The sequence below is a fragment of the Aeribacillus sp. FSL K6-1121 genome (genome assembly GCF_038003725.1).
GTDB classification, from domain to species: Bacteria; Bacillota; Bacilli; order Bacillales; family Aeribacillaceae; genus Aeribacillus; species Aeribacillus composti.
Genome location: NZ_JBBOPS010000001.1, coordinates 1399509 through 1415572, shown reverse-complemented (window position 1 = coordinate 1415572; position 16064 = coordinate 1399509). Strand labels below are relative to the sequence as shown.

The window sequence follows — 16064 nt, the reverse complement described above, 5'->3', positions numbered from 1 at the left end:
TTATCAATATGGCTTCCAAATGACTTTTTTTGCAGTTTGAAATCTTTGTTCCACTTCTGGCCAGTTGACGATTTTCCAAAAATTATCGATATATTTTTGCCGATCGTTTTTATATTGCAAGTAGTATGCATGCTCCCAAACATCTAATACAAGAAGAGGAATGACATCCCATTGGCTTAAGTTTTGATGCTTTTCCGCCTGCAATATTTCCAATCTTCTTGAACGGGGGGACCATACTAATATCGCCCAGCCTCCGCCTTCGACTGCTTTTGCAGCTTCGCTGAAATGCTTTTTAAATGCTTGAAAGCTTCCAAATGAATTTTTGATCGCTTCCTTTAATTCACCTTTTGGCTCGCCCCCGCCTTTTGGGTTCATGACATTCCAAAAAATTGTATGCAAATAGTGGCCTGCCCCATTGAAAGCTGCTTCCCGTTCCCAATGTTTAATCAATGAAAAATCTCCTGTTCTCCGTGCTTTTTCCATTTCGATTTCCGCCTTGTTTAAACCGTCTACATAGCTTTGATGGTGTTTCAAGTGGTGAAGCCTCATGATTTCTTCTGAAATATACGGCTCAAGCGCATTGTATCGATAGGGAAGAGGAGGGAGCTTATGTTGTCCTATCGGCACAGCCAAAGACCGGTCATCTTCACCTTCAATAAATGATCTGAATTCATCATACAATTGATTCGCCTGTTCATAAAGTTCGCTTTCTGAAACGGACTCGGCTTTGTCCAGCTCTGTTTTGAAACGGATTATTTTTTCCTCGAATTCGCTTGCAAAAGGGTGTTCTGAAATGATGTTTCCATAAAGATCATCACACCATTTTTTTAATTCATTAATATACGATTCACTCAAGACAACAAAATCCTCCTTTTCATTCAATCGTCCAGAATACTATATGAAGCAATTTGAAAAAGGGTGAACTAAAAGAAGCGCGTCTTTTTTTAGATGGAAGAGGGGAGCTCCTTAAAGCGGTTTTTCACCAATTAAAAACGGATGATTTTTTGAAGACGTGCATTTTTTATATGAGAGGAGAGGCTGGATGGGAAGAAATTTGTTTGTCAATACTCGGTCTTGTTATTAAAAAAGAGCAGCTGCCTGAATTATGTATGAAAAATGCCATGCATATCAATGCAAAATAAAATCAGGGGATTGTCCCAAAAGGATACATCCATTGGAATTCAATAATCAAGAAATGCTGATATATCAGCATTACTGAACATGAAAAGGGGATCCAATACCGTGAAATCAACTAATTGGACAGCCCCTTAAGTTCAATCTGCCCAAACATCGTTCATTGAACAGTATACTTTTCATCTTTTCAAATAAGCACGTCAGCTTCTTTAGCTTTTTTGGAAACTAATAGACAAACTCTACTTTAATGACAGAAGTAAGTACATTCAAATTTCATTTTAACAACAAATACTATGTAACTTCTTGATTAGATCTGCCATCATAACAAAAATATTATCATCATACGCATTTTCATCCTGCTTTAAAATGTCGTCTATATATCTTGGTATTCCTTTATAAAAGCTTTAACAAAGTCCGTGAAATGACAATCCAGTACTTTTTGTTTGCTTGAATCATTATACAACAATCAATAAACAGACGATTTTGGGATTTTTTTAATGTGATATTTTAAAGCATTCTCATGAGTTTCTACGGTCCCTTGAACTATTTTTCATTACTGAATTTGATCAAGTAATCTCCGATATCTAATAAAAGACCATCACGGAATGTTGTTTTTGTCCTTTTTCAACAATATACATATATAATCTTTTGTAGAAATAAAAGGATAGCTCAAAAGGAGCATCTTTTGTATCCTCATATTCTTCAATCTCAAATAATAGCTTCATCTGTCTATACACCCTTTAAATTCATTTTGTTTACTATTTTTACAGATTTCATATATTAAATTACTTGATTTATCCCGTTACTTGGTTTTCCTTTAAAGATTTCATAATCCTCTTCATTTCTGTTTTTGAAAGATTTTTAGAAACAATGTTCATTTTATATCGCGATTTTCCCTGTAATTCCTTTTTGATGCTGTGCGTCCTTTAATTTGTAAAAAGCAGAGAAGACAACGCTTTTTTTAATTTAAAGCCGAACAGGGAAGGGGTGTTCTGCTGTATTATGGACAATTACTGTTTCTGTTGTTTTTCACAGAGGAAATGCCCGAGCTTTTCTCAATGCAGAAAGTACTAAAGCAGGCGGAACTCAACCTTTTAGGAGAAGTTCTCGACAACTGGAAAGCCCCACAGAAATCATTTTCTGTGGGGCCTAGATATTGTTTTTTAGACAGGCGCTATTCTGAATTATATATTTTAATTTAAGCTAATCCACACGCTTTTTACTTCTGTATAGTTGTTCAAAGCATATGAACCCATTTCGCGACCGATACCTGATTGTTTGTATCCGCCAAACGGAGAAGCTGCGTCAAATACATTATAACAGTTGACCCAAACAGTTCCTGCTCTCAAGCGATTGGCGACATAGTGAGCGTTGGCCACATCTCTCGTCCATAAACCGGCAGCTAAGCCGTATTCGCTGTTGTTTGCCCGATCAATAACTTCATCTAAATCTTCAAAAGGCAATGCAGCAATGACCGGACCGAATATTTCCTCTTTGGCAATTGTCATTTTATCTTCAACATCAGCAAAAATTGTAGGAGTGACAAAATACCCTTTTTCAGATGGCGTAGATCCGCCGGTCACAACTTCTGCGCCTTCTTCAATTCCTTTTTCAATATAATTCAACACTCTTGACTGCTGCTCTTCAGATACGAGCGGCCCCATTTCTGTTTCCGGATTCAGACCAAAGCCTTGGCGGATATTTTGGGCATGGGAGACCATATCTGCTAATACATTATCGTAATGTTTTTTCTGAATAAACACACGAGAACCTGCACAGCATACTTGACCTTGATTAAACATTACACCGTTTAATGCACCTGGAATCGCTTTTGACAGATCAGCATCCGGCAAAATAATATTCGGCGATTTGCCTCCTAATTCCAGCGTAACTCGCTTCAGTGAACGTGCGGCATTTTTCATTATCAGCTTGCCAACTTCCGTCGATCCGGTAAAAGCAATTTTATCTACCAGAGGATGATCAACAATCGCTTGCCCAGCTGTTTCCCCAAAGCCCGGTACTATGTTGATAACCCCAGGTGGGAAACCTGCTTCTTCAATAAGCTCTGCTAAATAAAGGGCTGAAAGTGGAGTTTGTTCTGCAGGCTTCAAAACGACTGTACAACCAGTTGCAAGAGCGGCACCAAGTTTCCACATTGCCATTAGAAGCGGGAAGTTCCATGGAATAATCTGGCCGACAACACCAACAGGTTCATGTCTTGTATAATTGAAAAATGGTCCGTTGACAGGAATGGTCTGCCCGACTATTTTTGTAGACCATCCGGCATAGTAACGCAAGTGTTCAATGGCTAACGGAATATCTGCATTTCTAGTTTCCCGGATCGGTTTTCCGTTATCCAGCGTTTCCAGCTGAGCTAGTTCTTCTTTGTTTTCTTCCAGTAAATCCGCCAGTTTGTACAATAATCGGCTTCGTTCAGCAGCTGATATTTTGGACCATGGCCCGCTGTCAAAAGCAGCTCTTGCCGCACGGACAGCACGGTCAATATCTTCTTTGTCCGCTTCATAAACCGTTGCAAGAGTTTCTCCAGTTGCTGGATTAGGAGTGTCAAACGTTTTGCCGGAAACGCTTTCGACAAATTCACCATTAATGTACAACTTTTTTTTCCCTTTTAGAAACTCCGCTACTTTCCCTTCAACATTAGCGATTAATTGACTCATCGATCATCCTCCTAATTTTTTTTTCGTTGTGTAAACTCTGGATGAACGAAATACAGTTTTATAATAAAGGAAAATTCAGAATATTTCAACCCATTTTTTAAAAATTACCAAAAATCTCCTGACCAACAACTGCTGGATGGCCGCAGAAAACTTAAGAAAACAACTTTATTTCAGTCATCAAGACAAACTATTTAAGAATAATCGTATAAAGAGAAATGAACTTCAAAGAGGTGATGACTATGAATGAGAAGCATCAAAAATCTTTTACGACCGTAAAATCATATCGTCCTTTTCATAGCAGATATGATCCATGTAAACCAATCGGTGTCAAATACTATTCCACACCGCCAAACCTTTTCCTCGGTTTTCAGCCGCCGAACTTGCAGCAATTTTCCGCAAAAGAAGCATTAAAAAAAGGGACTCTTTGGCGATTTTTTTATGACTATTACGAAAATCCGTATGAGAAAAAAGGGAGGTAGCCAAAATGAAGGAGCTTCCTCAAGAGTACTATCAGCTCCTTGAAGAAATTCAAGCGGCTGATTTCGTGCTTGTTGAATTATCGCTTTATCTAGACACTCATCCAAATGATATAGAAGCAATCCAGCAATTTAACCAATATGCCCAATACTCAAAACAATTGAAGCAAATGTTTGAATCAAAATTCGGTGCGCTGCAGCAATTTGGAAACAGCTTTTCAGACGCGAACTGGAGCTGGGGAACGATGCCGTGGCCATGGCAAGTATAGCTTTAATCCGTTTAACTATACTCATACGATGAAAGGAGAAAGAACATGTGGTTTTATGAAAAAAAACTACAATATCCTGTCAGGGTGAGTACGTGCAACCCAAAACTTGCAAAATATTTAATTGAACAATACGGCGGAGCAGATGGAGAACTTGCCGCCGCCCTTCGCTATTTGAATCAAAGATACACGATCCCCGACAAAGTAGTAGGACTTTTAACGGATATTGGAACAGAAGAATTTGCTCATTTGGAGATGATCGCAACAATGGTGTATAAATTGACGAAAGATGCGACACCGGAACAATTAAAGGAAGCAGGACTAGGCGAGCATTATGTCAATCATGACAGCGCCTTGTTTTATAACAACGCTGCTGGAACTCCGTGGACTGCGACTTATATTCAAGCAAAAGGGGATCCGATAGCTGATTTGTATGAGGATATAGCTGCCGAGGAAAAAGCAAGAGCTACTTATCAATGGATTATCGATATGTCAGATGATCCAGACTTAAATGACGGATTAAGATTTTTGCGCCAAAGAGAAATTGTTCATTCGCAACGTTTTCGAGAGGCGGTGGAAATTTTAAAAGAAGAACGTGATCGTAAAAAGTTTTTTTAAGAAGTTCAAGGAGCATCCAATCAGACGTACTTTCATCTATTGGATGCTCCTTTTATGTTTCAGGCAGAACATTGTTGGTAATATCCAAGATTGACAGCATTGATCGAATTTTTTTACTCTCTTTCTTTTAAAATAATACAAGCAGCTGTACAATCGATCAATTGAAGCTGTTCACGTACAAAAATAGTGTATTTTGCATTACTTAATCCATTTTCTTTAGCCCATGAATAAAATTCAAAATCATATCCTCCTTCTTAATATTTATGAAGACATAGTATTTTCTACTTCTACTATGTCTATCCCAATTTTATCCTTGATATATCATCTAGGTTAGAAAAGAATGGCACACCCTAAAAATAAAAATGCAACAAAAAAGGATAAAAGTAACTCTCCTCCTTGAAAAATGGACACATTACTTAAATGGTTATTTATAACATACTGTATGGAAAATACACAGCTATCTATGCAAAAGAAAACTTAAAAATGTAAGTGATCCAGTTAGGTATTATGAGCGATGCTGCGAGTCCTTTAATAATTACCATAAATCTGAGCATATAAACGAGTGCTACTGCACTTACCAATAAAGAAAAATGTATAAGTCTGACCGAGAGCTATAATTTACATAGTCTCCTAAGAAATGATTAACTCCTAAAGAAACAAAGTAAATGATTAGGCTAGGAACAGCCATAGCAAAGAATAAACAAAAGCCTATAAGGAACATTCCTGTTAGAAGTTTTTTCGGGGACTTGAATAAAAAAAGCCCTCTTGGTATGATTCGGGGGTGTCAATCGGATTAATTGCCCCCTAATTTGGATACCAAGGAGGACTATACATGAGTTCTATCTCAAACAAGAAGATTAATCAAGTCACCGATCAAACGCTCATCGTTGGCATGGATATCGCGAAAAAGAAGCATTATGCCTGCATGCCCGATGCTTCCGAGAAGCAATCGAAATTTTAAAAAGGTCAAGATTCGGTGGTAGAGGAAAAGACTTTCGGATTGACCAACAGCCGAATGCCATTCCACTTTATGCTTAAACAAATATTTTAACAAATAGCATGGAGGTCTTGTCATATTATGTGACAATTCATTTTGCAAACAATGTTCTAAATGAAAAAAAGATATATTTTTATATGAACTTATATTATGATTAAAATAAAAGGATCGGAAAACTATAAGTTTACATAATTATATTATTGTAAAAAGGAGATGGATGGAGAGATGACGGAAAAAAGAAAACCTAGCGGCTTTTTATTGAAGCAGCGAGCTTTTTTAAAATTATATTTAATCACGATGACGGAAAAGAAGCGGCTGTACGGTTTTAAAATATTGGATGAACTGCGGGAAGAGTTTCGCCCGTATGGCTACCGTCCGAATCATTCTGAGCTGTACAAAGCGCTTCATGATTTAATAAAAGACGGCATTTTAAAACAAATTAAACGAAAAAAGGAAGGAGCCGAGTTTCAAGAGGTTGTCTATTATCAGTTTGTCGATTATGAAAAAGCAAAACAATATAAAAGACAACTAAAAGCAGAGCTGGACCGCTCAAAAGCAATTATTGAAAAAGCTATACGAGACAATTTTGCATAAATATGGAGGAGTATTATGATCAATCTTGCAAAAAAGCTGGAACAAATCGATGGCAAAGGATATAAAGCGTACAAACAGATTCAAGGCTCGTACAAGTTTCCTGATTTTGAATTGTTGATTGATTATGTACAGGGCGATCCGTTTGCAAGTCCTTCGAAAATCAGAATATTGATCGCTAGAAGCAAAACGGCTTTTTTACAAAAATGGACAAACAGCCGGCAAAGAAAGATAAGATGTGAAGATATGATTGTCCGCGAAGTATTTCAAGCAATTTCTAATTTGAAAAATAACGTACGCGGCTCTGGAAAAAGCGGGCTGATCATGATTGACAAACCGGGGCAGAAGGTGTTAGAACGGACAGCTGTTCAGATAGGAGAAAACGATATTACAGTTTGTCTTTCAATCGGTCTTCCGGCTCAAGGGAGAACAATATTAGGCAAGGAAGCCAAAAAAATATTTTTTCAACTACTTCCCGAAATTTTGCGGCATTCTGTCTTTTCTGTGAAGGGGAAAGATATTGAGGGCGCGATTCAGCTTTGCGACCAGCAAATGGCGATCCGCTCCTATATGAAAGAGAGAGGAATAATAGCGTTTATTGCAAATAATTCAATTTTGCCGCGTGCAAGCGGCGTAAGTGATCAGCCGTTGAAAGGCGCTGTTCCTTTTCAAAGTCCAAAGGAAATGGAAGTCTCAATTCCTGTTCCGCATCGGCAAGAACCGTTGAAGGGCATGGCTATATACAAAGGCATCACCTTGATCGTTGGAGGAGGTTATCATGGAAAAAGCACTTTATTAAAGGCGCTCGAGCATGGTGTTTATGACCATATTGAAGGGGACGGCCGTGAATTTGTTTTGACGGACCGTTCAGCATGCAAAATACGTGCCGAAGATGGCCGCAGTATAAAGAAGGTGGATATTTCCGCTTTTATTAACAATCTGCCGTTTCAAAAAAGCACAAAATCCTTCTCTACGGAAAATGCAAGCGGCAGTACATCGCAGGCAGCCAATATAATGGAAATGCTAGAAGCAGGAGCAAAAACATTATTGATCGACGAGGATACAAGTGCAACAAACTTTATGATTCGGGACGCCAGAATGCAAGCATTAATTCATAAAGAGCATGAACCCATTACTCCATTTATCGATAAAGTTTTACAATTGAAGCAGGATTTTGATGTCTCAACAATTTTAGTTATGGGCGGATCGGGAGATTACTTTTCCGTTGCGGATCGCGTAATTAAAATGGATCATTATAAGCCTTATGACGTCACACATGAAGCAAAACAGATTGCCTGTCAAATTAAAACCGGAAGAAAGCATGAAGGAGGGGAGAAATTTGGAGAATGGAAGCTTCGTATTCCGGAATCAGGCAGCTTGAACAGCAGAAAAGGGAAAAAATCTAAAATTGCTTGCCGGCTTTCTGAAATTCAATATGGACTAGAAAAAATTGATTTATCTTATGTAGAACAGCTGGTCGACGAAAGCCAGACAAGAATGATTGGAGAAATATTATCGTATATCGAACGGACAAACCTTTTTGACAGACGCTTAACAGTATCACAATTGCTTGATTTCGTAGAAAATAAGATCAATCAGGACGGTCTCCAAAGTTTTTCGGCCCATCATGGTCATCAAGGTGAATTGGCGTATGTAAGAAGATTTGAATTAGCGGCAGCTTTGAACCGGATTAGGGCGTTAAAAATTCGGGAATGAAGAAAAGACTTTCTTCCATAAAAAATTTTTCTATCATCATCAACGAACTGACGGGTGCCCCAATTTTGAGGCGCAAAGAAAGCGAGAGACTCCGAGCATTTCTTTTGCTTAGACGGTCTCGACCGCAAGCTTGCCGGCGTGAAACGGGCGCGGGAGTCGCAAGCTTTGAATCTGTCAATGCTCGTTACGAAAACGATTTGGCATGAACTTGCTGGTTTTCCCGCTTGTCCGTTTTCTTTTTCTCTTTTAAATAATCAATTAAAACTAGCAGAATAACAATGAAAAAACAAATGCTTGATAATTGAAAAATCGTTCCTAAATCAACATAGGATGATAAGAAGCCTAGAAAAACCGCACTTATTCCTATTCCTCCATCCAATGCTGAATAATACATTCCGTTTGCGACTCCTCTCCGATCGGCAGGTGTTTTAGAAAGCACCCATGATTGCAAAACAGGAAGCAGTGACCCAAAACCGGCGCCAAATAAAATACCAGCTAAAACAAGCATTCCGACTGAGTATGTGAAAGATAAAACCCAAAAGGCGATAAATGTTAAGAATGAGCAAACAATGGCAAGAAGCCAAGGACCGCTTCGATCAAACCACCTTCCTGAAATTGGTCGTACAGCAGTTGCCGCCAACGCATTACATAAGTAGTATAAGAAGATTTGATCGATCCCTCTTTCTTGGCCGAATATGACGATAAACGTGACAATTCCCCCATAACCGAAAGCTGATAATAATGTAATCAGTGCAGGAAACGCCCCATGTTTATCAATGAGTGAGCGAAAAAAAGAAAAATCCTTTACATGCATTGATTTTTCTAAAACAGACTTTGGCGTTTTGTATTGAACTAATGAAAGGGCGATAATCGATATGACACCGAAAATGGCGGAACCGATGATGAGCGGCTGGAATCCTAAATGTTGAAAAAGCAAAATGCCAAAACTAGGAGCGATGATCATCCCAATGGTGATAGATAAACCATAATAGCCCATTCCTTCTCCGAGGCGTTTCGTTGGAACCAATTCAACAGCTGCCGTTCCATTTGCTGTTGTTGACCATCCCCAGGCAAAACCGTGAAGGAGGCGGACAATTAAAAATAAAAAAACAATCGATGTAAGCGAGTATGAAAGGGTTAAAAAGAGTAAGCCTACAGCTCCAGTTATAACGAGCCATTTTCGTTTCGCTGATTCAAGAAGAAAACCAATGAGCGGTCGAATGACAACAGCAGCGATGGAAAAAAGGGTTGTAACAAGCCCGATTTCAATGTCCGATGCTCCAATTGCTTTCGCTTGCGGCGGCAAAGTAGGCAAAAGCATTTGAAAGCTCATAAAAACAAATAAATTTCCGATAATTAACAAAATGAATGATTTTGTCCAAAGCGGCGGCTTGGCGGTATGAACGGCAGAATCCTTCATGGATTTGATGGCACCTCCTGTGTCGTAAAAACAAAAATATTTAGATACTCGAACAATTACCAACTACTCTATTATACAAATTTTTCAAAGGAACTCAATGGATTGGTTGCCTTTTCTTTTTAATAGAAGCTGGAGAAGAAAATTCACAAATCGATGGAAAATCTAGAACAGCGATGGGTTGAAAAAGTTGCAACTGACACATATTACAAAAAAAGGGGCTGTCCAAAAAGTCAGGGTAACTGACTTTTTGGAGCCCCTCATTTTTTCACTTTTTAAAAAAAATGCACAAAAAAATCGTCCTTTCTAGTAAAATGAAGTTACCACACAACATTACAGAAAGGACGATTTTTTATGAGCAATCAAATGATTACTCGTGAAAATTATAACACACAAATGACACTTCCTCTAGATGGAAAAGAAGAAAAAACTCCTGCCAAAAGAAATTTAGCCCCTACTTTCAAACCATATGACAACCGTCAAGTTCAAATGATTTATGATATTGAATCTCTTATACCCGAACATCACGTGGCACGTGTCGTGGACGAAATGGTGGAGGCGATACCAGATAAACAATTGTTTTCTCATTATAAAGGCGGCGGCAGAAGTTCCTATCATCCCAAAATGATGCTGAAAATCATTCTGTATGCTTATTCTCAAAAGGTTTATTCCTGCCGAGGAATCGAAAAACTCGTTAAAGAAAATATTCCTGCCATGTGGCTTTCAGCGATGCAACAACCAGATTTTCGCACCATTAATGAGTTCCGAGGGGAACGGATGAAAGCTTTCATGGATGAGCTCTTTGAAGTCATGATTCTCAAATTGATAAAAGAACATTACATCACGATGGAAAACTACTTTTTGGATGGCACTAAGATCGAAGCCAATGCCAATAAGTATTCTTTTGTGTGGAAAAAATCCACTTTGAAATTCGAAGAGAAATTAAAAGAAAAAATCCAAGAAACACTAAAGCACATTCATGAATTAACCCAATTAGAAGCCGGAACAGGGCAAAAGGAAAGCGATCAACATACAGAGATCACCGAACAAAACATGGAGGAAATCGCAAAAGAAATAGAAGAAAAAGTTGAAACGCTAACGGAAGAAATCGAAAAGGAGACCGATACATCCATTCGGAAAGAGAAGCGAAAAAAACGCAGTCAATTAAAGAAATCGGTGAAACAAATTCGTGAAGATTTCCTGCCCCGAATGGCAAGATACAAGGAACAAAAGGAAATGTTCGGTGACCGTAACAGCTACTCGAAAACAGACAAAGACGCAACCTTCATGCGCATGAAAGAAGACCATATGAAAAACGGTCAGCTCAAGCCCGGATACAACGTGCAAATGGGGACAGAGAATCAGTTTATCTTGTTTTATACCATTCATCAACGACCGACCGATACACGTTGCTTTATCCCACATATGGAGAAGCTAGCCTCCAGTTCATTACCGATGCCCAAAACGGTCATTGCGGATGCAGGCTATGGTAGTGAAGAAAACTATGTATATGCAGTTGGTGATGAGAAAGAGCCCCGTTTTGAGTTTCTAATTCCTTATGGGAGCTATGTAAAAGAACAAACACGTACATACAAAAAAGACATTAAAAATGCCAAAAACTGGACCTATTGTGAAGAGGATGATTGTTTTATTTGCCCGAATGGAAGGAGAGTAACGTTTAAAAAATACCAAAACAAAAAGAATCCATCTGGCTATGAACAAAGCTTCAAAATATACGAATGTGAAGATTGTACCGATTGCCCATTGAAAGCGAAATGCACAAAAGCGAAGGGAAATCGTCAAGTTCACTGGAATCCCATCTTCGAAGAAATGAAAGCAAAGGCCAAAACAGCCCTTGAATGTGAAGAGAAAGCCGCCATCTACGCTCGACGCAAAGTCGAGGCAGAAAGTGTGTTCGGTCACATCAAGGGCAATCGGTCGTTCCGCAGATTTTCTTTGCGGGGCCTCGACAAGGTACATGTTGAGTTTGGGATTGTGGCATTAGCCCACAACATACTGAAAGTAGCCGGCATCCGCCAGCTACTTTCAGATAAAAATCGAAAAAATATAAAAGCAAGTGGAGAGAAACGAATTGTTTTTCTCCACTTGCTTCATTTTAGGGACTTATCGGACAGCCCCCGTTTTCTTTTATCGGTTTGGCATGATTTGTTGAATTTGACTGTTTGCAAATTTTTGTTGCAGCGGTTTGATGATGTTAGCGAATAAGTTTTGTCGTCTGCCAAATCCGTATAATGCTGCAGCCCCCAAACCGACTAAAGAAATCCACATCATGCTGTTTCTTTGCCGGTTCTTAGGAAACATGGAGCGTTTTTTTCCCATTTTGAAGAGGGACCCCATTTTTCTCATTATAAAAGCACCTCTTCCTAAGTTGTGTTTGGAAGAACATCTTCCAACAGTTATAGTATTGTTTTTTCACGATTCTTTATTAGTTACAGTTGATTCCAATTTTATTTTAGCTTCTAATCAGCTTTCTTTTCTACATATATTGGTACAAAGGGAGGGAAATTCTTTTGTACCGAAAATTCAGAAGACGACGAAGACGCGGCCCTCTGCCGGCTAAATATGTTTTTTTAATTACATTTGTCATTTTCAATGTTTTGACAGCATACAGCTTATGGCTGATCAATGCCATTATTGAACCGACATTGGTCAGAATAGCGGAAACAAAGACGAGGCAAATTGCCGAACATGCAATTCATGATGCTGTTTCGAAAAAAATAGCAGAAAAACTTGATATGAAGGAATTGATCATTATTCATGAAAAGAAATCAGACGAAACGGCGACTTACAGCTTTAATTCCCAAATTTATAACCGTCTTATTTCAGATGCGACCGTTTATATTCAGCAATATTTGGATGGGAATGTGGAGGTTGAATCGGAAGACGGCATCCCCGTCAATCAAAACCCAGATGGAAAAGGCCTGGTTTATCATATTCCACTCGGATTAATAACAAACAATGCGCTCATCTCCCATTTAGGTCCTGAAGTTCCCGTACGCTTTGAACTTATTGGTTCAGTTAATTCAGAAATTAGCACAAAATATAAGGAAATTGGCATTAATAACGCTTATTTAGAAATTTATATGGACATTTTAGTTAAAATTAACGTCATTATTCCTTCGATTTCAAAAGATATGGAAATAGAAAATTCAGTGAAAATTGGTGATTTATTTATTGAAGGAAAAGTTCCGCAGTTTTACAACAGCGGCGGGACTGGTTCGGCACCTGCTGTCATTATGCCTGAAAAATCAAAATAATAATACGGAATAAAATGGATATAAGGGAAGAACATCCCTTTTTTACTTTTGGGCATTTAGGAAATATTAAACTTGTAACAACAAAAAGGAGGAATTGACATTGACAGTTTCAACTCAAGTTCAACAAACATTAGCAGGATTAAAAAGTGCTCAAGCAAGCTTTGAAACGTTTGCACTGCAAACGGAAAACAAGCAAGCAAAACAGATTTATCAACAGGCTGCGCAGCAAACACAGTCAATTGTTGATTTAATTAATACCCGCTTGCAGCAAATCCAGAATGAAGAGCCTCAATATAAACAACAGTAAAGGTTGGTATTTACCAACCTTTTCAACACATCACAAATAAGAGTGAGCTGGTCAGGATGAAACATTTTATATTCTTTTTCACTTTCCTTTTTGTTTTCTCAGCATGCCAACAGAACGATATGGTCGATCCGACTTTAGAACAACCGACAAAAATCAATTATTCGACGAAGAACGCTCCTTTTAATCAAAAGGTCGCGAAAAAGGCGGAGGAAATAGCGGAAAGCTATGATGGAGTTCCCAAAGCCATAAGCGTCAATACAGACCGCAAGCTATTGCTTGCTTTTCAATTAGATCATATGAAACGGTTTCAATTAAAACAAAAGGAAAAAACAATTGAAAAAAAATTAAAAAAATCTTTCCGAGATTATGATGTCACCGTTTCAAGCGACATGAAAATTTATTGGGAAACAGAAAAATTAATTAACAAACTGGAAAATCTGGACAAGCGTGAAATGAACAAGAAAGTGGAAAACATTATTCAATTAAGCAGAGAAGAAACATAAGAAGGTGTTTTCGATGGCGAATGAGCAAAGAAAACTTCAAACGAAAATCATGCAGGAATACTATCAATTGGAGAAAAAAAATGAAACGAAAAGACCTGTTGTCCAAAACTGTTTACGAGCCTTTTTAGTCGGTGGAATTATTTGCTCCATCGGACAAGCGATACAGTTTTTTTACATGTACTTTTTTCATTTTACTCAACAAACCGCTGGAAATCCGACTGTTGCCACGATGATTTTTTTATCTATGCTTTTGACCGGATTTGGTGTTTACGACCGGATTGCTCAATTTGGCGGTGCCGGAAGCGCTGTACCAGTCACAGGGTTCGGAAATGCTGTTATTTCTGCAGCGATTGAGCACCGAACAGAAGGATTTGTCCTCGGTGTAGGCGGGAACATGTTTAAATTGGCCGGATCTGTTATTTTATTTGGAACATTTTCTGCATTTGTAGTTGCTTTAATCAAAACGATTTTAATTAAATGGGGTGGTTTTTGAAATGCTGAAAGGACATCGCACTTGGGTATTTCATAATCAACCCGTGATCATTTCAACCGCTACCGTTGGCGGGCCGTTTGAAGCAAATGGCAGACTAGCCGACGATTTTGATCTTCTTCACGAAGATTTGTGGTTGGGTGAGGACTCTTATGAAAAAGCTCATAAAGTGCTTTTTGAAGAAGCGTTTTACAAAGCAATTGAAAAAGGAAACATTGAAAAAGAACAGGTGGAATTTATTATTTCCGGAGATTTAGTGAATCAAATCACCCCGTCCAGCTTTGCAGCAAGAACGTTCGGCGTTCCTTATCTCGGCATTTTCGGCGCTTGTTCTACGTCGATGGAAGGGCTGGCATTAAGCGCATTTATCGTCAATTACGGCGGAGCAAAATATTTACTGACTGGTGCGGCCAGCCATAATACGGCAATCGAAAAACAATTTCGCTATCCGACCGAGTACGGTGGGCAAAAGCCACCGACTGCACAGTGGACAGTCACGGGTGCAGGAGCTGCTTTGTTAAGCAATGAAGGGAAAGGACCTGCCGTGACCTCGGCAACGATTGGCAGAGTGGTCGATTTAGGCATGTCTGATCCGTTTAATATGGGCGGTGCGATGGCGCCGGCAGCAGTTGATACGATAGAAGCGCATTTCCGCGATTTAAATATTGATGCGGACTACTATGATTTAATTGTAACAGGCGACTTAGGAAAAATCGGACGCAACGTCGCTCTTGAATTATTTGAAAAAAATGGAGTTCAAATGGATGAGGAAAAATTTCAGGATTGCGGTTTAATGATTTATCGGGAAGGACAACCAGTTTTATCCGGTGCAAGCGGGGCGGGCTGCTCGGCAATTGTCGTATACGGCCATTTATTAAATCGGATGAAAAAAGGCGAGCTGAAGCGAATTCTCGCTGTCGCAACTGGGGCGCTGCTTTCTCCGCTAACGTTCCAGCAAAATGAAACCATTCCGTGCATTGCACACGCTGTGTCCATTGAATTCAGGGGGTGAAACATTTGGTTGCGTCATTTTTTTGGGCGTTTGTCATAGGCGGATTAATTTGTGTAATTGGACAGATCATGTTTGATGTGTTTCATTTAACACCTGCTCATACATTAAGTACGTTTGTCGTGATTGGAGCCATCTTGGACGGTTTCGGGCTTTATGAACCATTTATCGATTTTGCGGGTGCAGGTGCAACCATTCCGATTACAAGCTTCGGAAATTCTCTCGTTCATGGAGCGTTGCAAGAAGCAGAAAAACATGGATTGATCGGCGTTTTAACAGGTATGTTTGAAGTGACTAGCTCCGGTATTTCAGCAGCTATTATTTTTGGTTTTATCGGAGCGCTTTTATTTAAACCGAAGGGGTGATTGGATTGACAGTAGCATCACAGGTCAAGCAAACGCTGGCCAGTTTAAAAAGCATTCATGCGGGATTGCAAAACTTGGCCATTACGTCAACTGATGAAGAAACGAAACGAGTTTTTCACGAAAACATGTTAATATCTGAAGAAATTATCAATGATGTAAAGTCTCGAATTGGAGAGCTGGAGTTTGAGGAACCTGAGTATAAAGGCTTTTGAAAAGAGG

At 39.0% G+C, this 16064-nt stretch carries 19 protein-coding genes; 15 read left to right on the top strand and 4 right to left on the bottom strand.

Annotated elements, in window-relative coordinates:
• Nucleotides 1-3 precede the first annotated feature (3 nt).
• Nucleotides 4-855 (bottom strand): superoxide dismutase, encoded by an 852-nt coding sequence (locus NSQ61_RS07005; protein WP_082830427.1) that lies wholly within the window; start codon nucleotides 853-855, stop codon nucleotides 4-6.
• A gap of 53 nt (nucleotides 856-908) precedes the next feature.
• Here NSQ61_RS07005 and NSQ61_RS07000 point away from each other — a divergent pair, with 53 nt between their 5' ends.
• Complete coding sequence (locus tag NSQ61_RS07000; protein WP_340806476.1) at nucleotides 909-1142, top strand: hypothetical protein; 234 nt, start codon at nucleotides 909-911, stop codon at nucleotides 1140-1142.
• Nucleotides 1143-1718: 576 nt separating this feature from the next.
• On the opposite strand, the gene NSQ61_RS06995 is transcribed toward NSQ61_RS07000, so the two are convergent.
• Nucleotides 1719-1859 (bottom strand): hypothetical protein, encoded by a 141-nt coding sequence (locus NSQ61_RS06995; RefSeq protein WP_198318524.1) that lies wholly within the window; start codon nucleotides 1857-1859, stop codon nucleotides 1719-1721.
• A 468-nt stretch (nucleotides 1860-2327) separates the two neighbouring features.
• Nucleotides 2328-3812, bottom strand: a complete 1485-nt coding sequence (locus tag NSQ61_RS06990; RefSeq protein WP_340806471.1) for an aldehyde dehydrogenase family protein — start codon at nucleotides 3810-3812, stop codon at nucleotides 2328-2330.
• 239 nt (nucleotides 3813-4051) lie between these two features.
• Here NSQ61_RS06990 and NSQ61_RS06985 point away from each other — a divergent pair, with 239 nt between their 5' ends.
• From NSQ61_RS06985 to NSQ61_RS06960, 6 genes are all read left to right on the top strand, one after another.
• The gene (locus tag NSQ61_RS06985) at nucleotides 4052-4291 is read left to right on the top strand and encodes a spore coat associated protein CotJA (RefSeq protein ID WP_063389713.1); all 240 of its coding nucleotides are present in this window, start codon (nucleotides 4052-4054) and stop codon (nucleotides 4289-4291) included.
• A 5-nt stretch (nucleotides 4292-4296) separates the two neighbouring features.
• A complete protein-coding gene (locus NSQ61_RS06980) occupies nucleotides 4297-4557 on the top strand; it encodes a spore coat protein CotJB (protein WP_063389714.1) in 261 nt (86 codons plus the stop codon).
• Between the two features lie 45 nt (nucleotides 4558-4602).
• Complete coding sequence (gene cotJC / locus NSQ61_RS06975; RefSeq protein ID WP_063389715.1) at nucleotides 4603-5172, top strand: spore coat protein CotJC; 570 nt, start codon at nucleotides 4603-4605, stop codon at nucleotides 5170-5172.
• An 832-nt stretch (nucleotides 5173-6004) separates the two neighbouring features.
• Nucleotides 6005-6133: a hypothetical protein gene (locus NSQ61_RS06970; RefSeq protein WP_340806469.1), complete on the top strand. Its 129-nt coding sequence runs from the start codon at nucleotides 6005-6007 to the stop codon at nucleotides 6131-6133.
• 261 nt (nucleotides 6134-6394) lie between these two features.
• On the top strand, nucleotides 6395-6763 hold the full coding sequence (locus tag NSQ61_RS06965; RefSeq protein ID WP_063389720.1) for a helix-turn-helix transcriptional regulator: 369 nt from the start codon (nucleotides 6395-6397) through the stop codon (nucleotides 6761-6763).
• Nucleotides 6764-6778: 15 nt separating this feature from the next.
• On the top strand, nucleotides 6779-8476 hold the full coding sequence (locus tag NSQ61_RS06960; RefSeq protein WP_340806467.1) for an ABC-ATPase domain-containing protein: 1698 nt from the start codon (nucleotides 6779-6781) through the stop codon (nucleotides 8474-8476).
• Nucleotides 8477-8660: 184 nt separating this feature from the next.
• Here NSQ61_RS06960 and NSQ61_RS06955 read toward each other — a convergent pair whose 3' ends face one another.
• Nucleotides 8661-9896, bottom strand: a complete 1236-nt coding sequence (locus tag NSQ61_RS06955) for an MFS transporter (protein ID WP_066246600.1) — start codon at nucleotides 9894-9896, stop codon at nucleotides 8661-8663.
• Between the two features lie 351 nt (nucleotides 9897-10247).
• Between NSQ61_RS06955 and NSQ61_RS06950 the strand changes: the two genes are divergently transcribed.
• From NSQ61_RS06950 to NSQ61_RS06915, 8 genes are all read left to right on the top strand, one after another.
• Entirely contained in the window at nucleotides 10248-12119 is a 1872-nt protein-coding gene (locus NSQ61_RS06950; protein WP_340806465.1) for an IS1182 family transposase, read from the top strand.
• A gap of 305 nt (nucleotides 12120-12424) precedes the next feature.
• Nucleotides 12425-13171, top strand: a complete 747-nt coding sequence (gene yunB, locus NSQ61_RS06945; protein ID WP_063389724.1) for a sporulation protein YunB — start codon at nucleotides 12425-12427, stop codon at nucleotides 13169-13171.
• A gap of 100 nt (nucleotides 13172-13271) precedes the next feature.
• Nucleotides 13272-13478: a DUF1657 domain-containing protein gene (locus NSQ61_RS06940; RefSeq protein WP_066246606.1), complete on the top strand. Its 207-nt coding sequence runs from the start codon at nucleotides 13272-13274 to the stop codon at nucleotides 13476-13478.
• A 56-nt stretch (nucleotides 13479-13534) separates the two neighbouring features.
• Entirely contained in the window at nucleotides 13535-13981 is a 447-nt protein-coding gene (locus NSQ61_RS06935; RefSeq protein ID WP_063389726.1) for a YhcN/YlaJ family sporulation lipoprotein, read from the top strand.
• Nucleotides 13982-13994: 13 nt separating this feature from the next.
• Entirely contained in the window at nucleotides 13995-14474 is a 480-nt protein-coding gene (gene spoVAC, locus NSQ61_RS06930) for a stage V sporulation protein AC (RefSeq protein WP_063389727.1), read from the top strand.
• 1 nt (nucleotide 14475) lies between these two features.
• The gene (gene spoVAD / locus NSQ61_RS06925; protein WP_063389728.1) at nucleotides 14476-15483 is read left to right on the top strand and encodes a stage V sporulation protein AD; all 1008 of its coding nucleotides are present in this window, start codon (nucleotides 14476-14478) and stop codon (nucleotides 15481-15483) included.
• A 5-nt stretch (nucleotides 15484-15488) separates the two neighbouring features.
• Entirely contained in the window at nucleotides 15489-15845 is a 357-nt protein-coding gene (spoVAE, locus tag NSQ61_RS06920; RefSeq protein ID WP_063389729.1) for a stage V sporulation protein AE, read from the top strand.
• A 5-nt stretch (nucleotides 15846-15850) separates the two neighbouring features.
• Nucleotides 15851-16057 (top strand): DUF1657 domain-containing protein, encoded by a 207-nt coding sequence (locus NSQ61_RS06915; RefSeq protein ID WP_063389730.1) that lies wholly within the window; start codon nucleotides 15851-15853, stop codon nucleotides 16055-16057.
• Nucleotides 16058-16064 lie beyond the last annotated feature (7 nt).

What these genes read in the sequence shown, in the direction of transcription:
- NSQ61_RS06995 (WP_198318524.1), bottom strand. Translation starts at nt 1,859, where the DNA reads ATGAAGCTATTATTTGAGATTGAAGAATATGAGGATACAAAAGATGCT.
- NSQ61_RS06990 (WP_340806471.1), bottom strand. Translation starts at nt 3,812, where the DNA reads ATGAGTCAATTAATCGCTAATGTTGAAGGGAAAGTAGCGGAGTTTCTA.
- NSQ61_RS06985 (WP_063389713.1), top strand. Translation starts at nt 4,052, where the DNA reads ATGAATGAGAAGCATCAAAAATCTTTTACGACCGTAAAATCATATCGT.
- NSQ61_RS06980 (WP_063389714.1), top strand. Translation starts at nt 4,297, where the DNA reads ATGAAGGAGCTTCCTCAAGAGTACTATCAGCTCCTTGAAGAAATTCAA.
- cotJC (WP_063389715.1), top strand. Translation starts at nt 4,603, where the DNA reads ATGTGGTTTTATGAAAAAAAACTACAATATCCTGTCAGGGTGAGTACG.
- NSQ61_RS06970 (WP_340806469.1), top strand. Translation starts at nt 6,005, where the DNA reads ATGAGTTCTATCTCAAACAAGAAGATTAATCAAGTCACCGATCAAACG.
- NSQ61_RS06965 (WP_063389720.1), top strand. Translation starts at nt 6,395, where the DNA reads ATGACGGAAAAAAGAAAACCTAGCGGCTTTTTATTGAAGCAGCGAGCT.
- NSQ61_RS06960 (WP_340806467.1), top strand. Translation starts at nt 6,779, where the DNA reads ATGATCAATCTTGCAAAAAAGCTGGAACAAATCGATGGCAAAGGATAT.
- NSQ61_RS06955 (WP_066246600.1), bottom strand. Translation starts at nt 9,896, where the DNA reads ATGAAGGATTCTGCCGTTCATACCGCCAAGCCGCCGCTTTGGACAAAA.
- NSQ61_RS06950 (WP_340806465.1), top strand. Translation starts at nt 10,248, where the DNA reads ATGAGCAATCAAATGATTACTCGTGAAAATTATAACACACAAATGACA.
- NSQ61_RS06935 (WP_063389726.1), top strand. Translation starts at nt 13,535, where the DNA reads ATGAAACATTTTATATTCTTTTTCACTTTCCTTTTTGTTTTCTCAGCA.
- spoVAC (WP_063389727.1), top strand. Translation starts at nt 13,995, where the DNA reads ATGGCGAATGAGCAAAGAAAACTTCAAACGAAAATCATGCAGGAATAC.
- spoVAD (WP_063389728.1), top strand. Translation starts at nt 14,476, where the DNA reads ATGCTGAAAGGACATCGCACTTGGGTATTTCATAATCAACCCGTGATC.